Here is a 16,672-nt window from a genome sequence, read left to right on the forward strand (position 1 = left end):
CAATAAAAACTTTTTAAATTGTGGATACCATCAAGATAAATGAGTTAGTAAAAGTGATATGGTAAAGAAATCTAGTCAGCTTGCGGACTTAGAAGCTCTTACTTTAAATGTTCATGATCAAACTGTCCGGGCTTATGTGGAAGAATCTATTGCTTCTTATTCTGTAGGAGCTTATCGATCTGCCATTGTGTCTATTTGGACTGCTGTGGTTTATGACCTCTACCAAAAGGTTCGATACCTGGATGAACAGTATGGTGACAAAGCAGCAAAAATTTGCATCGAAAGCATTGATAAAATTCGTAAATCTCCCGACAAGAAGCAGGTTAGTGCTTGGGAAAGAACAATTTTAAAAGATGGCTATGAAAAAATTAAAATGTTTACCTTAACTGAGTATGAGCATCTTGAGAGGATTCAGCAAGATCGACACCGCTGCGCTCATCCTGTATTAGATAGTGATGGTTTTCTATTTCAGCCATCACCTGAATTGACTCGTTCACACATTAGGACGGCAGTGGATGTTTTATTCAGTCAACCTCCTATTATTGGTAAGCCAGCTGTAGATGCATTAGAGCGTGATGTTGAAACTAGTGTTTATTTCCCAAATAAGTTAGAAGATGTAAGTAAAGCCTTAAAAAATCGACATATATTATCCACATCAAACAAGTATCGAGTGAACCTCTTTAAATTTTGTTTAAAAAAAATTTTATATCTTGATATAAATAAACCAGAATTTATTAATAGATATATTTTAGTATTTAATGTACTAATTTATGAAGATCGAGGTAATTTTGAGTCAATTGATAGGAAGGTAATAGCCTCTATTTTTGACAATGCGAAAGAAGAGAGGTATAACTTGATAGTAGAACTATTTAATATAGCAGAAAGTTTATGGAATGATTCTTCAGACTTTTTTAAAGAGAAATTCAAGATTTTTCTTAAAGAAAGTGCAACAAATGAGGAAAAAGTTCGTGTATTACATATCTTCCCTGAATTAGAAAAGGAGTTATTAAAATATGTAGAGTCATCTTCTGTTGATACCGAACATTATAAGCACTTTATAAGTTTAATAACTGGCTTGGATACTGATAGAATAAAAAGAATAGAAAAATTTATTAAACGAATTATAAGACATAATATAGATTTATATTGCAAATCAAAAAGCTGGTATCAAGGTGAAAAGAATGCTGTATTAATTGAGCGAATAATAGATTTACTTAAAGAGGAGGATATTAATTATCTACTAGAACAAGCAGTTATCCAACAAGAAATGGATAGAAATGATCAATTAAATGGCACGACTGACACAATGATTAATCTATTTGAAAAAACAATTAATAAATTTCCTAATACTATAAACTCTTGGCATAATTTTATTAAGAAAAAACGAAATAGAAATTGGTATGACCTAGAAAAACTTGAACAAAAAATTGCTAATTACGATTCCTTCCCTTTTTGACAAAATCTGACTAATAATTGCTTTATTTTATAAGGCTTATAGCGTTTACACAATAATTATCAAAATTGGAAAGAGCTGTTCTGAAGCAGTTAAGGAAGGTGGTGGGGTTCAGGGTAAGTGCAAGAAAAAATGTCCATAATGTGCATTGACTAGATATCGGTTGATCGTAGCTCGAAATCCCTATAATCTCCTAGAACTATATTCGCAAGAGGATTAAGTTGTTGAGAATGACGCGGTCTTTTTCTCAATAAATATAGGCTTATTGATTCTTGTGCTTACCCTGGGCTGTCAAGACGCATATAACGGGATTGGGAGTATATCTGAAACTGAAAATCTGGCAACATTAGTCAAAACTGACTGTGCTGTGATGTATACAAAGGGCTGGCCCTTACCGCTCTGTGTATCACCTTGGAACAGTCTTGTGCAAGCAGCTAAAATTGAAGATACGAAGTTTACACTCACCCATAACTGCCTGTACTGGTGCCACCAAAGGGAGTTTCCCCCATCAGCGACTTCATCAAGACAATGGTAAAAAATGTATAGCGGTTTCTAGCCTAATGAGGTACACAGGATTTTTTATCTCTTGCCTCTTGCCTCTTGCCTGTTCTTTGTTCCCTGTTCCGGTGATCCGCTGTTCCCTATTCCCTGGGCATAGCGCTATAACAAACAACCTTGGCCTTTTGGCCTTTTGGCCACGCTACGCGCGATTAGCCCTTTGGGCTACGCTACGCGAACGGCCACGCTACGCGAACAACCAACCTTAAAAACTAAAAAATAGTTCCCATGTCAGACCAACCCCGTACCCGTCAGGAACTCTACGATCGCATCCGCGAAATAGGTAAAGAAGAATTCGTCCTCGAAGAAATGATTCGCTACGGATTTTGGCCAGCACAAGGTGAAATGCCAGAAGATCCAGCTGATGAAATTCGACGGCGGGGAGAACTCCAGCGAGAACTAGCCCAACTGCGCCAAGAAAGTAAGAAACTACAAAACGAACAAGCACTCCGTAAGCGGTTGCTAAAAGAACGGTTAGCAGAGTCCAGGCGTAAGCGTCAGGAAACCAAAGAAAGACAGGAACAACAACGGCTAGAACGTGCCGAAGCTTGGGCTAAACGCCAGGAACAGGAAATACTCTATCTCGGTGAGGAAGTATCCCCAGGTCTAAACCATACCGAAAGCGATCGCATACGATTAGAAACCTATAAATTACCCCTGCTTAGCACAGCTCAAGAAATTGCTCAAGCCATGGGGATTACCCTAGGACAACTACGCTTTCTCGCATTTAATCGCAAAACCGCCACCATATCTCACTACATTCGTTTCAAGATTCCCAAAAAAACCGGTGGAGAGCGATTAATTTCCGCACCCAAACCAAAACTAAAACAAGCACAACACTGGATTCTCAGCAACATACTAGAAAAACTAGAACTAGACAATGCAGCTCACGGCTTTCGACGCGATCGCTCCATAGTAACCAACGCCCAGCCTCATGTTGGTGCTGATGTCATTATCAATATTGACCTCAAAAACTTCTTCCCATCCATTTCCTACCCACGAGTCAAAGGACTTTTCCGGTCATTCGGTTATTCAGAAGCAGCAGCAACAGTATTTGGATTACTCTGTACAGAAGCCGACATTGAAGAAGTCGAACTAGATAGCAAAACCTACTACGTAGCCACAAGCGATCGCCACCTCCCCCAAGGGTCCCCCGCTTCACCAGCCATTACCAACATATTGTGCCGTCGTTTAGACCACCGACTAACCAACCTAGCCACAGACTTAGGCTTTATTTACACCCGCTATGCCGATGACCTCACCTTCTCCGCCTCCGGTGATAGCCTCCGCTTTATCGGTAAACTCCTAAAACGCACCAGCTCCGTAGTAGCTCACGAAGGGTTTGCTATCAATGAACAAAAGACCCGAATCCTACGCAAATCCCAGCAGCAAGAAGTAACAGGAATTGTAGTCAACCACCATCTCAATATTTCCAGAAAACAATTAAAACGCTTCCGTGCCACTCTTTATCAAATCGAAAAAGACGGTCCAGACAGCAAACACTGGGGAAACTCCAGTAATGTAATCGCAGCCATTCAAGGCTACGCCAACTTCATCGCCATGGTAAATCCCGAAAAAGCAGCCCCCTTTCAAGCACAAATCCAACGCATCAAAGAGAAATGGTTATCTAATCAGCATTAAGTATAGCGGTTTTAAATTAGGTGAGGTACAAATTTTTGGGTTTTAGGGAACAGGGAACAGGGAACGGGGAACAGGGAAGAGAGAACAGGGAAGACAGCAAAAATCCTGTGTACCTGATTAGACTAAAAACCGCTATATCAGCCTACCCTACACCGAATCGCCTTGGGCGAACAACCTTCAACCTTCAACCCAACAAACCTGCAACCCAACAAACCTTCAACCCAACAAACCTTCAATCCAACAAACCTTCAACCCAACAAACCTTCAACCCAACAAACCTTCAACCCAACAAACCTTCAACCCAACAAACCTTCAACCCAACAAACCTTCAACCTTCAACCTTCAACCTTCAACCCAACAAACCTGCAACCCAACAAACTTTCAAATAACTACCGCTTACCTTGTAAATTTATCACCTCCTTATGTACACTCATCCCAATCTGAAGAGACTGATTAAGTAAGCGACCATACTCACCAGTTTCCTCACTCATATCAAAAGCCATCAAAGTAGCCAAATTATCGTCAAGATTGGTTAACAATACCTGACGACTGTCAATTAAATTATTATGACTTCTGATTAAATTTTCTACTTTTAAAGCATTCACTAAACTTTGTTTAGTAATAGCTAGAGATTCAATCACTTTTTTCCTGCTTTCAGATTGTTTAAACTCAGTCCTTGAACCCTCAATCGCCTCTATCCGTTCCGCTAACTCAATCGCTTTAATCACACCATTATAGTTATCAACCTGATCCATTAACCTAACCAAAGACTTAATTCGCTTTCCTTGTTTATAAAGATATACATTACCAATCACTATCCCTGAAACAAACAATCCCACCAGTATAGTAAATAAATAGCCCAGTTCAGCCTGGTCTTCAGGCAAATTGCCAGAATTTTTCAGAAAAATCAGGATTGGAGGCAAAACAAAAATTAAACTCAGACCCACTATAAATATCTCAGTTAACAGAACCGATAACATATGCTTAGGCTTTTTAAAGATAAACCCCCGACAAAAATCAATAGCCACAAGCTTAGCAAAATTAAGCTCTACCAGGTTTCTGATATCCTCTGACGTAATCTGTAAATTCCCTAAATTTGATGACATATCATCTCGCTCCTGTTACACCATTTTTCTGATATCTTGAACCAATCCCAATCATCCACCAATCGTTAAAAATACACCGCAAATAAATCAAGTACTCTTAACAGCCTCTCACCCAAACAATCCGATCCGTTATCGATATACAGCGTTTTTCATAACTATGAGGTGCGCTTTCCGCATCTAATTATTAAATTCGCCACGAATCGCACCTGAGATACACATAATTTTTCCCTATTCCCTATTCCCTATTCCCTATTCCCTATTCCCTATTCCCTGCTCCCTGCTCCCTAAAAGCTATAAATTTGTACCTGACCGACTTGAAAACTTCTGTAATAAATAGCGCTGCGCGCAGCGCTATACCTGCCACAAGTGTGGCATCAAAACAGCAAATCCATAGTAAGCCTTAACCCCAACCCAGCATTGTACCAATTAACTTCAACAGTTGCATATAAAAATTACTCTCTAGCTCGCGAAATAGGGCAAAAGGTTCCCCAGGAGTTCCGAAAAATGGTCTGAGGGTCCATCCCAATTGGCTACCAACAAATCCATACAGCACTAACCAAGGTTTAAGAATCCTAGTGGGATATTTTTTTTCTTCAGCTTCTTGCTCAGTGATAAATCCCATGCATTGGTAAAACACTTTGACACCAATTAACCCAGTGATGGCAAAGATTACTATATTTAAGAACATAAAAAAATGATAATCATTAATCGTTAGACGGAAAAAGAAAGTGATAGGAGCAAAGCCAAATAGCATCACACTAATCACAGATGTCGCCGCCAAAAGCAAAGCTAGGTACTGCCCAAAACTACGTTTAGAGCCTGAGCTAATCTGATAAAAATATAAAGTCGGTAAACAAATTAACAAAGTTAAGAGGTATAGGGCCGGGAGTTTGATAGCTGAAGAGATAATCTGGAGGGGGCCACTAAACGAGCCGATAATTCCACCATAAATCCCAAAAAATGTCGAGCTGGCAATTAATAAAGAGATAATCTTGATATCAATCCTAATCCCTTGGTCAACCTCCTTCAGGAATCTTTGGCGATCGCGCAAAAACTCCATCACTATCGTAAAGTGGTTCATGACCTACTCCTAATTAAAATTTAAAGCTACAAGATACAGTTAGCTACACTCTCAGCCACCTAACACTCTCAGCCACCTAGGATAAAATCTAGTAATATCGCACTAGTCTTTACTAGCACTAGTGCTTACCACCATAATCGATGAATTTACCATTGCAAATGCCAAATTGCCATTGGTAACTAGTTCACTGTTATATAATTACTTCACGGGATTTTACATCCTGTCCGCAAAATAAATTCCTAATTAACATGGGATGATCCCATGGCAATCATCAGATTTAGGTCATATACAACTGATTTTGATAACTCAAGGGATCAGCAAATGATTTCCGTTACAATCCTCACTTGCTGCCATACAACTTAAGCTATCAGCTATCAGCGTGTCGCGTATCAGCTTATCCGTTACGTCCCAGCATCCAAGCCTGTGCCACGCTACGGAAACAGCTTTTGAATAAAACAAACCATTCATTTAATCTGAGTTAAGTCTGCACTTCAAGTAGCGTGAGCCATTCGCTTAGCGTGGCCAAAGGCCAAGGCTGACGGCACCTCAAGTAGCGTGAGCTTTTAGCTCACGGCTGACGGCTGAATGCTTACCATACAACAACCCATAACAAATCAACAAATCAATAGTAAGCCTTAACCCCAACCCAGGATTCTACCAATTAACTGCAACACATGCATATAAAAATTACTCTCTAAGTCGCGAAATACGGCAAAAGGTTCCCCAGGATCTCCGAAGAATGGTCTGAGGATCCATCCCAATTGGCTACCAACAAATCCATACAGCACTAACCAAGCTTTAAGAAGCCTAGTACGATTTTTTTTTCCTTCAGCTTCTTGCTCAGTGATAAATCGCATACATTGGTAAAACACATTGATACCAATTAACCCAGTTATGCCAAGTATGACTATATTTAAGAGCTGAAAAAATTGATAATTATGAATCGCAAGACGGAAAAAGAAAGTGATAGGAGCAAAGCCAAATAGCATCACACTAATCACAGATGTCGCCGCCAAAAGCAAAGCTAGGTACTGCCCAAAACTACGTTTACAACCTAAGCTAATCTCATACAAATATAAAGTCGGTAAACAAATTAACAACGTTAAGAGGTATAGCGCCGGGAGTTTGATAGCTGAAGAGATAATCTGGAGGGGGCCACTAAACGAGCCGATAATTGCACCATAAATCCCAAAAAATGCCGAGCTAGCAATCAATAAAGAGATAATCTTGATATCAATCCTAACCCCTTGGTCAACCTCCTTCAGGAATCTTTGGCGATCGCCCAAAAACTCCATCACTATAGTAAAGTGGTTCATGACCTACTCCTAATTAAAATTTAAAGCTACAAAATACAGTTAGCTATAGGAGCATGTCACTTATGCAGAAAATTTGGACCAAAACTACAGCCCCCCTCATCGGTTTTAGCTTGCTCTGATAGTACCTATAGCAAGCCTCAATCATTTTTTGAATCAGCCAAATCTGAAATCATTGCTGGGCAAGGGTTATAGCGATTATGCCCAGCCTCTGCTATCCCGATTCGGCGCAGCCGACGCGATCGCTTTTAGCGGAAGCTTCGCTTCATCGCGTTCGCTTCGGCCACTATAGCACTACGCATTAAAGTTAGGACATTGATACAAGCACCAAAAGCTGTTTTAGTCAACTTTAGCATGCATGCCTCTTGCCAATGCCATTGCGCGTAGCGCTATATATTTCACGAATCAGATCGGATTGCTATAGTTCATATGTTCTACAACTCCGACCTGCTCCCTTCACTTGGTTCCAGACAACAACCCATAACGAATCAACCCCCGGCGATACCCTCGACTCATCAACCCCATCGACAGTGCCGCTTCCACAATTTTCCAATTACTATTGAGCAACCCTAAAATCGCTTTCGGCTCAAAAGCAGAATCAATCACAATATCCCAAAACGGTTCAACCGCATCTGACCAATCCGCCGTCCGAATAGTTTGGAAATTCAAATTGCCAGCAATTTCCTCATACTCCTGCAAAGAAATCACATAAGGCAAACAATAAACCCGATAAATTTCAGCCAAATGCTGCTGTTCATCTGTTGTCAATTGTCCCGTCGCCAAGGTTATGGGACGGTGACACCAAGTTGCCATTAAAAACCTTCCCCCAGGTTTCAGCACCCGATAACATTCTTGAAGAAACTTTTGCTTATCCGGCATATGTTCTCCACTCTCCATCGACCAGACAAAATCAAAGGTTTCATCAGCAAAAGGCATATCCAAAGCATTAGCAACCTGAAACTGAACCCGTGTTGCCAACCCAGCCACTTGTGCTCGTTCAGTCCCTCGTGATGCTTGAACTGGACTTAACGTAATGCCAGTAACACTTGCTTCAAACTGTTGCGCTAGATAAAGTGAACTCCCACCAATCCCACAACCGACATCCAGAATAGTACTAGCTTGCTCCACTTCAGCCCAACAGAGCAATTCCTCAATCAAGTCAATTTGTGCCTGATGTCGGTTTTTCTTCTCAGTACCCGCCCAGCCATAATAGCCATGGTGCATATGTTCACCCCAAACTGCTTCCCACAAGCCAGAAGAGGCATCATAAAATTCCTGAATCTGTTTTTCAAGACTCAATTTTTCAAGACTCAATGTCATATTATGTCCAGTAGCATCGTTCCGTATCACCAACTATAGCGGTTCTCACTTCCATAAACCATACCCAATTCAACGGGCGCAGGCCGTGGGCCCCTACTAAGAGAAAAGGGTCTTGACAGATGGCAAATCACAAATAAACAATGACAAAGACAAAGGACAAAGACAAATCACAAATGACCAATGACTATTCCCCGAACCATTTGCCTTGGATTCCTTTCCGTAATTGCCATCGGAACTCTTTTGCTAATGATGCCATTTGCTGCTAGTGATGGCACATGGACTAACCCCATGGTGGCACTATTCACCTCAACCTCTGCTGTCTGTGTTACTGGTCTAGTGGTTGTCGATACTGGCTCCTATTTTTCCTTCTGGGGACAGTTGATTGTGCTTGCCCTCTTCCAAATTGGCGGTTTGGGCTATATGACCACCACCACATTTCTCATTTTAATACTGGGGCGCAAGTTCAAATTGAAGCAGAAAATCGCCATTCAACAAGCCTTAGATAGACAAGGTTTACAAGACAGTGCAGCATTAATTCGTTCCATCATTGCCACAGCAATAATTTTTGAAATCACAGGGATTTTTCTACTTTTACTAGTGTTTATTCCCGATTATGGATTATACCAGGGATTCTGGTTAGCCATTTTTCATAGCGTGAGTGCTTGGAATAATGCCGGATTTAGTCTTTTTCCAGACAGTTTAACAAGTTATCAGTCATCTCTTTTACTCAATCTAGTGATCACAGCTCTAATTATCTGCGGTGGCATTGGTCAACAGGTAATTTTTGAGTTCTATCTTTGGTTGCGCGATCGCATTCTCAGACGACGTCAGTCTCTGGAATTTTCCCTGAATTTTAAAGTAGTCACTAGCACCACTATCTTTTTGTTGATAGTGGGATCAATCGCATTTTTATTCATCGAATTTAATAATTATAACACTCTAGGACCTTCAACATTATCAGACAAATTTATCAAAGCCTGGTTTCAGTCAGTGACCACCAGAACCGCAGGCTTTAACACCATTGATCTTGGTAAAATGACCACAGCCGGGTTATTTCTTACCATTGCAATGATGTTTTTTGGAGCCAGTCCAGGGGGAACAGGTGGTGGCATCAAGACTACAACAGTAAGAATTTTAGTTAGTTCTACCAAAGCAATTTTACAAGGCAAAGAAGAGGTTTATCTATATAAGCGCCAGGTGCCAATTGAGCTAATTCTAAAAGCCATTGGAGTTTTAGTCGGATCATTCGCTACAGTAATTATATCAACACTTTTAATTTCCCTAGCTGAGCCAAATATGGATTTTATTGAGATTTTATTTGAAGTTGTCTCAGCCTTTGCTACTGTCGGTCTTTCCACAGGGATTACCCCAGACGTTTCTACCTGGGCAAAGCTAGTTTTAATTGGAACAATGTACATTGGCAGGGTTGGAGTTTTGTTGCTGATGGCATCCCTACTAGGAGAACCCCGTCCCAGTTCAGTTAACTACCCAGAAGAAAACTTACTTGTGGGATAATCCTAGGGAAAAGGTATGCTTGCTTGGTAATGGCAATTAACAATTAAAAATTAACAAGTAACAAGCAAAAACTTACTATAGCAGTTATCAAAGGAGGCCGAAGTGAATCTATCCTTTTTAACGTTCTTGCGTAACCTACCCAAAGAGAATAAACAGTTTGCCGTTATTGGATTAGGGCGTTTTGGTCGAGCTGTCTGTTCGACACTATACCAACTTGGCTATGAGGTTCTGGGTACTGATATTGATGAAAAACTAGTTTGCCAAGTGTTAACCGAAAAAATAGCTTCCCATGCTGTGCAGCTGGATTCAAAAGAACCCTTAGCCTTGAAAGAAGCCGGGATTTTAGAATTGGACACAGTAATTATTGCCATCGGTAACTATTTACAAGAAAGCATTATCACCACCCTCAACTTAAAAGAAGCAGGAGTTCCTTACGTCATTGCCAAAGCTTCCTCAGAAGTTCATGGCAAGCTGTTAAAACGGGTAGGAGCCGATCATGTAGTTTTTCCTGAGAATGACGCAGGTTGTGCTTTAGCACGCTCCCTGACCAAACCATCCATTTTGGAATGGTTTGACCTAGACTCTAAGCACAGTATTGTCGAGGTCAGAGTGCCAGAAAAATTTGATGGCAAAACCATTATGGAACTGGAATTGCGCAAGCGCTATGGCTTGACTGTCCTGGCTATTAAGGGAGATGCTGAATTTGAGATTAACCCTGATCCTAATCAACCGCTCTACAAAGATATGGTTATGGTTATCATTGGCTCCAACGCCGATATTGACCGCTTACCCATTTAAAGCTTAGCTTCATCCGCGAGAAGCCTCACAACGAACATGCTACGCTATGAGTGTAAGATGAATCGCGGACAAGATATTTGCCGTTTTGAGTACCAAGATCTATAATGAAAGTAGTAGGGAAAAAAATTTTGAGCTAACCGCCACCTACTAATTAAAATACATTTTGTATTGTTCCGGTGCGGAGGGGCATCCCGTATCGTTAATAAAGCTTACCGAGTATCCGAACCGATAGGTGGAGTTGGTAAGAAGCCCACACTGACCTATCGGTTCAGTGTGGGAGTATGTCACGAATCCCTCTTTCTGGTTCAGACTTTTCCGATTCCATCTGTTCAGTTTCAGTGGACTGTACCTCAGGAGTTTCTTGGGATTCTACCTCCAGAATCTCAGGAGACTTCATCTGTGGAATTTCAGGAGAGTCTACCTCAGGAGTTTCTTGAGTATCAACCAACTTTTCTTGTGCTTCTAGCTGCTTGATGTACTCATCAACCTCCGCCACCTTCTCCTCATTACCAGCAAAGGCGAATAACTCTCTAGCTTTGACCAAAGAAGAGAGAGCTTCCTCTCGCTGTTGAGACTTTTCTAAAACTACACCCAAGTTGTAATGACCTTCTGCTAATGCCGGAGACAGGCTAAGAGCTTGCTGATATTCAGCCATGGCTTCCTCATACTGTTCTTGCTGTTGTAGAGCAACACCAAGGTTGTAGTGGGTCAAGGCGTGGTAAGGATCGAGTTGCACAGCTAATTTCAGTGTGGTAACTGCTTCGGCGTACTCACCATTAGCTGTGAGTGCTGCCCCTAGCTGTCGGTAAGCATCCACATTTTCCGGTTCCAGTTCCGTCACCAAGCGAAACCGAGTAATCGCTTCCGCCAACTCCCCTTTCTCAAACAAAATTACCGCTAATTGATACTGAGCCGGGGCCAACTTCGGGTCAACCTTAACTGCTTCCCTAAAGGATTCCTCTGCCGCTGACTTTTCCCCTTGCTCCACCAGTAATAGTCCTAACTGGTAGTGTGCTTTCTCCAATTTAGGTTGAGTGCGAACTGCTTGTCTGAGTGCAGTAGTTGCTGGTCCAATCTGGTCTTGCTCGACTAAAATCAGTCCCATGTTATAGTAGGCTTTGCCATAATCTGGGTCTAGGCGAATGGTGGCTTGGTAGTGTTCGATCGCCTGTTCTTGATTACCCTGAGATTCTAGAGCTAACCCTAAATTATAATAAATATCGGCTGATTCAGGATTGAAAGACAACGCCTGTCGATAAGCAGCGATCGCACTATTGGGTGCCCCTTCCTTGTAAAATGCAATGCCTAAGTTGTAATAAGCTTGTGACAAGGTTGGGTCAAGGGCAATAGCAATTTGGTATTGTTCCAATGCCAGCTGGTTCTTACCCTGCTGCAAAAACGTATTCGCCAACAAATAACGTCCCATGGCCATATAGGGGTCAAACTCAAGGGCTTTACGAAAAGCGCGCTCTGCCCCAGGAAAGTCCCGACGTCCGTACAGTTTCACCCCAACTTGAAAGTATGAAGCCGCATCCAGGTTATTGGAGTATGGACCTTCCATCAACTGCTTGGTTCCTTTATACTCAGGAATCTTTTGACCTTGAGCTTGAGCAATACTTGTCAAACCAAAACTGATGATAGTGGTAGCTAGCAGAGGTATCGTTCTCATTCACCCTTTTCCTATAAGCTGAGACATTTTTGGTATACTACAGGATAATATTTTTTTACCAAAAATTCTGGGTTTAAAGCCCCGTCCTTCTAGGACGGCTTTTCCGGAATCATCAATGACGATGATTTATGATTAAAGTAGGTACAGGCTGAAAAACCGTTGACTGAGCCGGGAGAGAGACCCGTAACTTATTGATCATAAAGTAGTAATACCTAGAGGGTAGGGAAAGTCCTCTTTAAAAACCCAATCGTCAATTAACTGTTGGCGTGTGAACCCAGAAGAACAATTTTTGAGACAAAAACGGTGCGCTTACAGTCGTCGAATTAAATTCGCCACGGGTCGCACCGCAAAGTACGGTGGGGCACACCGGAACTTGAGGAAACGGGAAGTAACGGACTTTTTAAGGCACTTCCAATAAGTACTCGAACGCCTAAGGAGAACTGCCCTCTGGGTCTGTCGTTAATTAACTGGGAACTTGGTTTTAAACGGGTTTTTGGTTAAGTACTGTCTAGTTTTTGGCGGCGTCAAAGATTAGAACTCGGCGGTTTAAGGCGGCTCGTTGATCTAGGAATCCCCGCGCCTTTCGGGCTTTGCCCGACGCTACGCGAACAGGCCGGGGAGTGTCAATAGAATAATTAGCCGCTTATCAAGCCCATCCCCACAGGAAATGACCCTAGCTGCTGCTCCGATATGCGATCGCAAAGATCAAGCCCTATCCCTCGTTGATTCAGTTATTGCCCAATCCGAAGCAGAAGGGGTATTCGTCAGTCTCAGCCTTGGTGACGAATTTCTTAGCCGCTTCTCGGAAAATCAGATTACCCAGAATATCAGCCGCCAACGCTGCCAACTTACCATTACCAGTTATTTCGGTAAGCGTTGTGCCTCTGCTACCACAACAGAACTAGACCCAGAGGCAATAGCCCAAACTATCCAACGTTCAGAACAACTGGCTCGCATTGCCCCAGAAGATCCTGAATGGGTACCCCTACTGGAAGCCCAGGATTATGAGCAACGCACCCCAGCCTTCGATCAAGCCACTGCTAGCCTTTCCCCTTTGGAACGGGGAGAAATGGTCAAGGGAGTATGTACCTTAACTGCTAAGGCAGGAGTCGAAGGGTCTGGTAAGCTTAGTACTCAAGCCTTTTTACGAGTTGTGGGCAACTCCCAAGGGTTACGAGCGTTAGACCAAGGTACAGAGGCAGATTGTAGCGTTACAGCCCGTATAGACGATGGTTCGAGTTGGATTCAAAGCACCGCCTTTGCCATAGAGCAGTTACCGATTTTAGAGAAGTCATCGATAACAGGTCTAATTGAACGAGCTAAAGCCTCACGTCACCCCCGTAAGGTGAATCCAGGTACCTACCCAGTCATATTTGATGGTGCTGCCTTTGCGGAATTACTGTCTTGGGTAATCTGGAATATGGATGCTCGGGCAGCCGATGAAGGACGCTCCTTTATGTCCCATAGTGATCAAACCGGTAAGCCCACTGGTAACCGCTTGGGTCAGCCAATGTTTAGCCCGATAGTGCAGGTACAACGCGACCCTGCTCATCCCCTACTCCAATTAGGCACTTGCTTTCGGGATGGATTGAGTAATCGCTACACCGAGGTGATTAAGGACGGTATTCCCCAAATCCTTTACTATAGCCGCTATTGGGCAGCTCAGAAAGGCAAAGATCCAACTGGACTATTGTTTCCCATTGTCATGTCCGGTTCTAGCCAAAGTCTAGCTGACCTGATTGCCCAGACAGAGCGAGGTATTTTGGTCAGTCGTGCTTGGTATGTGCGCTATGTCAATCCCAAAACCCTAGAGGTCACAGGGATGACTCGTGACGGCACATTCTGGATTGAAGACGGTCAGATTGCCTACCCGATTAAAAACCTGCGCTTTAACCAAAGCCTCCCTCAAATGTTGAAAGAAGTCGATGCCCTAAGCAAAGTACAGCGCTACGGTAATATAGTAGTACCAGGAGTTCGGGTCAAGGCATTTAACTTTGATAGTATCACTGACAGCATTTGAGGCAAATCTTGAAGGATGAAATATGAAGAATTCTTAAGGCGCGACCCAAGGCCGTGAGCAATCCCTCACGGCCTTGGAGGCGCGCGCCTTAAGAAAGCTGTCATGTGAAATGTGAAAGCTCAAATCTGAAAGCTCAAATCTGAAAACTTTACCTTTTACCTTTTGCCTTCACTTAACCCATTAGCCATTACCAATTTAGCCCTTAGGTGTTTCTGCTTTGGGGTCAATTACTACAGCAGGACAACGGATGGTAAAGGTAGAGCCAACACCAATTTGGCTTTCCACCATAATTTGACAACCCATCATGTCGCAGAAGCGTTGGCTGATGGAAAGACCTAAACCCGTTCCACCATACTTTTTGGTGGTTGAATTATCTGCCTGGGTAAATGGTTGAAATACTTTGTTAAGCTGTTCTGGAGTCATACCAATGCCAGTATCAGCTACCGAGAAGATCAACCAATCATCAGATTCGAGATTCGCTAAGGTATTGGGGGAGGTAGGAATATCGATGGTGGTGTAGGAAGGACTTGAGGATCTCGAATAAGGTTGGGATAACTCCAAGATGAGTTCATTCTTGCCATTCCTATGGTTACTTCCTTCACGCTTAATGCTAAAAGTAATCGTGCCTGTCTCAGTGAATTTGGCAGCGTTACTTAGCAAGTTTAACAGAACCTGCTTGAGCTTAGTCCGGTCAGCCACCATTGTCCCGAGAGAGTCAGCACTGCTGATCTTTAGACTATTGTTCTTTTTCTGCATCAGTGGCTTAGCAAGGCTTTCCAATTCCACTATCAGGGTGGTAACATCAAAGCTCTCTAAGTATAGGTTCATCTTGCCCGCTTCAATCTTTGAAATGTCTAGAACATCACTGATCAGTGTGAGCAGGTGCGTACCAGAGTTCCAAATCTCCTTTAAGTCAGAGACGAACTCGTCATAGCCTAACTCCTCGGCATCTTCCCAAAGCAACTGACTTAAGCCCAGAATACCGTTCAGGGGTGTCCGTAGCTCATGGCTCATACTAGCCATAAACGCACTCTTGGCATGGTTGGCTTCTTCAGCCGCTTCTTTTGCCTGTTGCAACTCAATCTGAGCCAACTTGTTATCCGTAATATCCCGGACAATGGTCAGCACTTCGTTATCTCCACTGACCACAATCCGTGCTTCAAAATGGCGGCGTTGGCCATTAATAAACCTCTCATGTTCAAAGATTTGGATCTCCCCAGTTTCCAGAGCTTGCTGAACATTGCTGATATAAAGTTGAGCTATCCCTTGTGGTAAAACATTATACACCGTTTTACCCAAGACTTGATCTCCAAACCCAAAAGAGCTATGATTCCTTGCCGCTTTATAATCTAGAAATGTACCATCGTGACTAAAGTGCAACATTAAATCCGGGATAGCATTGAGCAAGGCTAGATTTTTCCCTTCACTTTGGCGCAGAGCTTCAGCTCGCTGTTCCAAATTTTCAATGACTTTTCGCAGCCGGGAAGTCATCCGGTTGAAGGAATCTGCCAACATCGCTAGCTCATCCTTGGTGTGAACAGTAATCTTCTGGTTCAAGTCCCCAGCCGCCAGACGCTGGGTTGCAGCAGTCATCTGTTGCAATGGTTCAGTGATTGAGCGACTCAGCAGCAGTGCCAACAGGGTACCGGCAGCCGCTGCGGTTACTGCCACCACTAGACCTTGATTGCGTACTGCAGCAATTTTATTATTCAGCGGAGCTGTAGACAGTCCGACACTAATCGCTCCCACTGTCTGATTCCCGAGAATCACTGCCTTACCAGCAAAAAGTTGGTTATTTTTCCACCTAACAACTGTATCATCACTCTCTAGCAGCTCCTGGCCAACAGAGTCACTATCAAGACTATAAACCTGACCGTCTACCGAATCGGCTTTGGCTACAATCCGTCCATCTTTTTGGTAGATAAAACCCTCCTCCACTAACCCCTGATCCCCCAGCTCCTCCATGACCTGCTCCAAATAATCAGCATCTGCAAGGTAGAGCGCATCAGCAGTAACTAAGATCAGAGTATTAAGCAATAGTTCAGCCTGTTGCCTGAGTTCTTTACGAAAGGTTTGTTGCTCACGGTGCAGAGATAGCATGGTGACACTAGCCACTGCCACAATGACCAAGCTAGTCATGGTCATTGTCAGTTTAGTGGCTAATGGCCATTGTCTCCAGCTAAATCTGCCCATGCAAT

Annotated in this window: 13 protein-coding genes; 7 read left to right on the forward strand and 6 right to left on the reverse strand. The window is 42.8% G+C overall.

The genetic code is table 11. The features are described from left to right. The first annotated feature begins 58 nt into the window (after positions 1-58). From F6J90_RS29140 to F6J90_RS29155, 4 genes are all read left to right on the forward strand, one after another. Complete coding sequence (locus tag F6J90_RS29140; protein ID WP_293101759.1) at positions 59-1,456, forward strand: hypothetical protein; 1,398 nt, start codon at positions 59-61, stop codon at positions 1,454-1,456. 557 nt (positions 1,457-2,013) lie between these two features. Beyond that, positions 2,014-2,220: a hypothetical protein gene (locus tag F6J90_RS29145; RefSeq protein ID WP_293101762.1), complete on the forward strand. Its 207-nt coding sequence runs from the start codon at positions 2,014-2,016 to the stop codon at positions 2,218-2,220. Positions 2,221-2,239: 19 nt separating this feature from the next. Further along, on the forward strand, positions 2,240-3,652 hold the full coding sequence (locus tag F6J90_RS29150; RefSeq protein ID WP_293101764.1) for a reverse transcriptase domain-containing protein: 1,413 nt from the start codon (positions 2,240-2,242) through the stop codon (positions 3,650-3,652). Between the two features lie 20 nt (positions 3,653-3,672). Continuing rightward, positions 3,673-4,041: a hypothetical protein gene (locus tag F6J90_RS29155; RefSeq protein WP_293101767.1), complete on the forward strand. Its 369-nt coding sequence runs from the start codon at positions 3,673-3,675 to the stop codon at positions 4,039-4,041. On the opposite strand, the gene F6J90_RS29160 is transcribed toward F6J90_RS29155, so the two are convergent. From F6J90_RS29160 to F6J90_RS29175, 4 genes are all read right to left on the reverse strand, one after another. Then, positions 4,042-4,758 carry a hypothetical protein gene (locus tag F6J90_RS29160; RefSeq protein ID WP_293101770.1) on the reverse strand — a complete coding sequence of 239 codons (717 nt, stop codon included), beginning with the start codon at positions 4,756-4,758 and terminating at the stop codon, positions 4,042-4,044. Between the two features lie 400 nt (positions 4,759-5,158). After that, a complete protein-coding gene (locus F6J90_RS29165; protein WP_293101773.1) occupies positions 5,159-5,839 on the reverse strand; it encodes an actin-binding WH2 domain-containing protein in 681 nt (226 codons plus the stop codon). 635 nt (positions 5,840-6,474) lie between these two features. Further along, positions 6,475-7,155, reverse strand: a complete 681-nt coding sequence (locus tag F6J90_RS29170) for an actin-binding WH2 domain-containing protein (protein ID WP_293101776.1) — start codon at positions 7,153-7,155, stop codon at positions 6,475-6,477. A gap of 453 nt (positions 7,156-7,608) precedes the next feature. Next, positions 7,609-8,472 carry a methyltransferase domain-containing protein gene (locus F6J90_RS29175; protein WP_293101779.1) on the reverse strand — a complete coding sequence of 288 codons (864 nt, stop codon included), beginning with the start codon at positions 8,470-8,472 and terminating at the stop codon, positions 7,609-7,611. 180 nt (positions 8,473-8,652) lie between these two features. On the opposite strand from F6J90_RS29175, the gene F6J90_RS29180 reads away from it, so the two are divergent. Beyond that, a complete protein-coding gene (locus F6J90_RS29180) occupies positions 8,653-9,987 on the forward strand; it encodes a TrkH family potassium uptake protein (RefSeq protein WP_293101782.1) in 1,335 nt (444 codons plus the stop codon). Positions 9,988-10,089: 102 nt separating this feature from the next. Then, a complete protein-coding gene (locus F6J90_RS29185; RefSeq protein ID WP_293101785.1) occupies positions 10,090-10,785 on the forward strand; it encodes a TrkA family potassium uptake protein in 696 nt (231 codons plus the stop codon). 268 nt (positions 10,786-11,053) lie between these two features. Here the strand turns inward: F6J90_RS29185 and F6J90_RS29190 are convergent, their stop codons facing one another. Next, positions 11,054-12,454, reverse strand: a complete 1,401-nt coding sequence (locus tag F6J90_RS29190; RefSeq protein WP_293101788.1) for a tetratricopeptide repeat protein — start codon at positions 12,452-12,454, stop codon at positions 11,054-11,056. A gap of 667 nt (positions 12,455-13,121) precedes the next feature. Between F6J90_RS29190 and F6J90_RS29195 the strand changes: the two genes are divergently transcribed. Further along, positions 13,122-14,474, forward strand: coding sequence for a TldD/PmbA family protein (locus F6J90_RS29195; protein ID WP_293101790.1), 1,353 nt, complete (start codon positions 13,122-13,124; stop codon positions 14,472-14,474). A 195-nt stretch (positions 14,475-14,669) separates the two neighbouring features. On the opposite strand, the gene F6J90_RS29200 is transcribed toward F6J90_RS29195, so the two are convergent. Then, positions 14,670-16,667 carry an ATP-binding protein gene (locus F6J90_RS29200; RefSeq protein ID WP_293101793.1) on the reverse strand — a complete coding sequence of 666 codons (1,998 nt, stop codon included), beginning with the start codon at positions 16,665-16,667 and terminating at the stop codon, positions 14,670-14,672. Positions 16,668-16,672: the final 5 nt, after the last annotated feature.

Origin of the sequence: Moorena sp. SIOASIH, from assembly GCF_010671925.1 — a bacterium.
Classification (GTDB): domain Bacteria; phylum Cyanobacteriota; class Cyanobacteriia; order Cyanobacteriales; family Coleofasciculaceae; genus Moorena.

What these genes read in the sequence shown, in the direction of transcription:
- F6J90_RS29140 (WP_293101759.1), top strand. Translation starts at nt 59, where the DNA reads ATGGTAAAGAAATCTAGTCAGCTTGCGGACTTAGAAGCTCTTACTTTA.
- F6J90_RS29180 (WP_293101782.1), top strand. Translation starts at nt 8,653, where the DNA reads ATGACTATTCCCCGAACCATTTGCCTTGGATTCCTTTCCGTAATTGCC.
- F6J90_RS29145 (WP_293101762.1), top strand. Translation starts at nt 2,014, where the DNA reads ATGAGGTACACAGGATTTTTTATCTCTTGCCTCTTGCCTCTTGCCTGT.
- F6J90_RS29195 (WP_293101790.1), top strand. Translation starts at nt 13,122, where the DNA reads ATGACCCTAGCTGCTGCTCCGATATGCGATCGCAAAGATCAAGCCCTA.
- F6J90_RS29190 (WP_293101788.1), bottom strand. Translation starts at nt 12,454, where the DNA reads ATGAGAACGATACCTCTGCTAGCTACCACTATCATCAGTTTTGGTTTG.
- F6J90_RS29175 (WP_293101779.1), bottom strand. Translation starts at nt 8,472, where the DNA reads ATGACATTGAGTCTTGAAAAATTGAGTCTTGAAAAACAGATTCAGGAA.
- F6J90_RS29150 (WP_293101764.1), top strand. Translation starts at nt 2,240, where the DNA reads ATGTCAGACCAACCCCGTACCCGTCAGGAACTCTACGATCGCATCCGC.
- F6J90_RS29165 (WP_293101773.1), bottom strand. Translation starts at nt 5,839, where the DNA reads ATGAACCACTTTACGATAGTGATGGAGTTTTTGCGCGATCGCCAAAGA.
- F6J90_RS29200 (WP_293101793.1), bottom strand. Translation starts at nt 16,667, where the DNA reads ATGGGCAGATTTAGCTGGAGACAATGGCCATTAGCCACTAAACTGACA.
- F6J90_RS29170 (WP_293101776.1), bottom strand. Translation starts at nt 7,155, where the DNA reads ATGAACCACTTTACTATAGTGATGGAGTTTTTGGGCGATCGCCAAAGA.
- F6J90_RS29160 (WP_293101770.1), bottom strand. Translation starts at nt 4,758, where the DNA reads ATGTCATCAAATTTAGGGAATTTACAGATTACGTCAGAGGATATCAGA.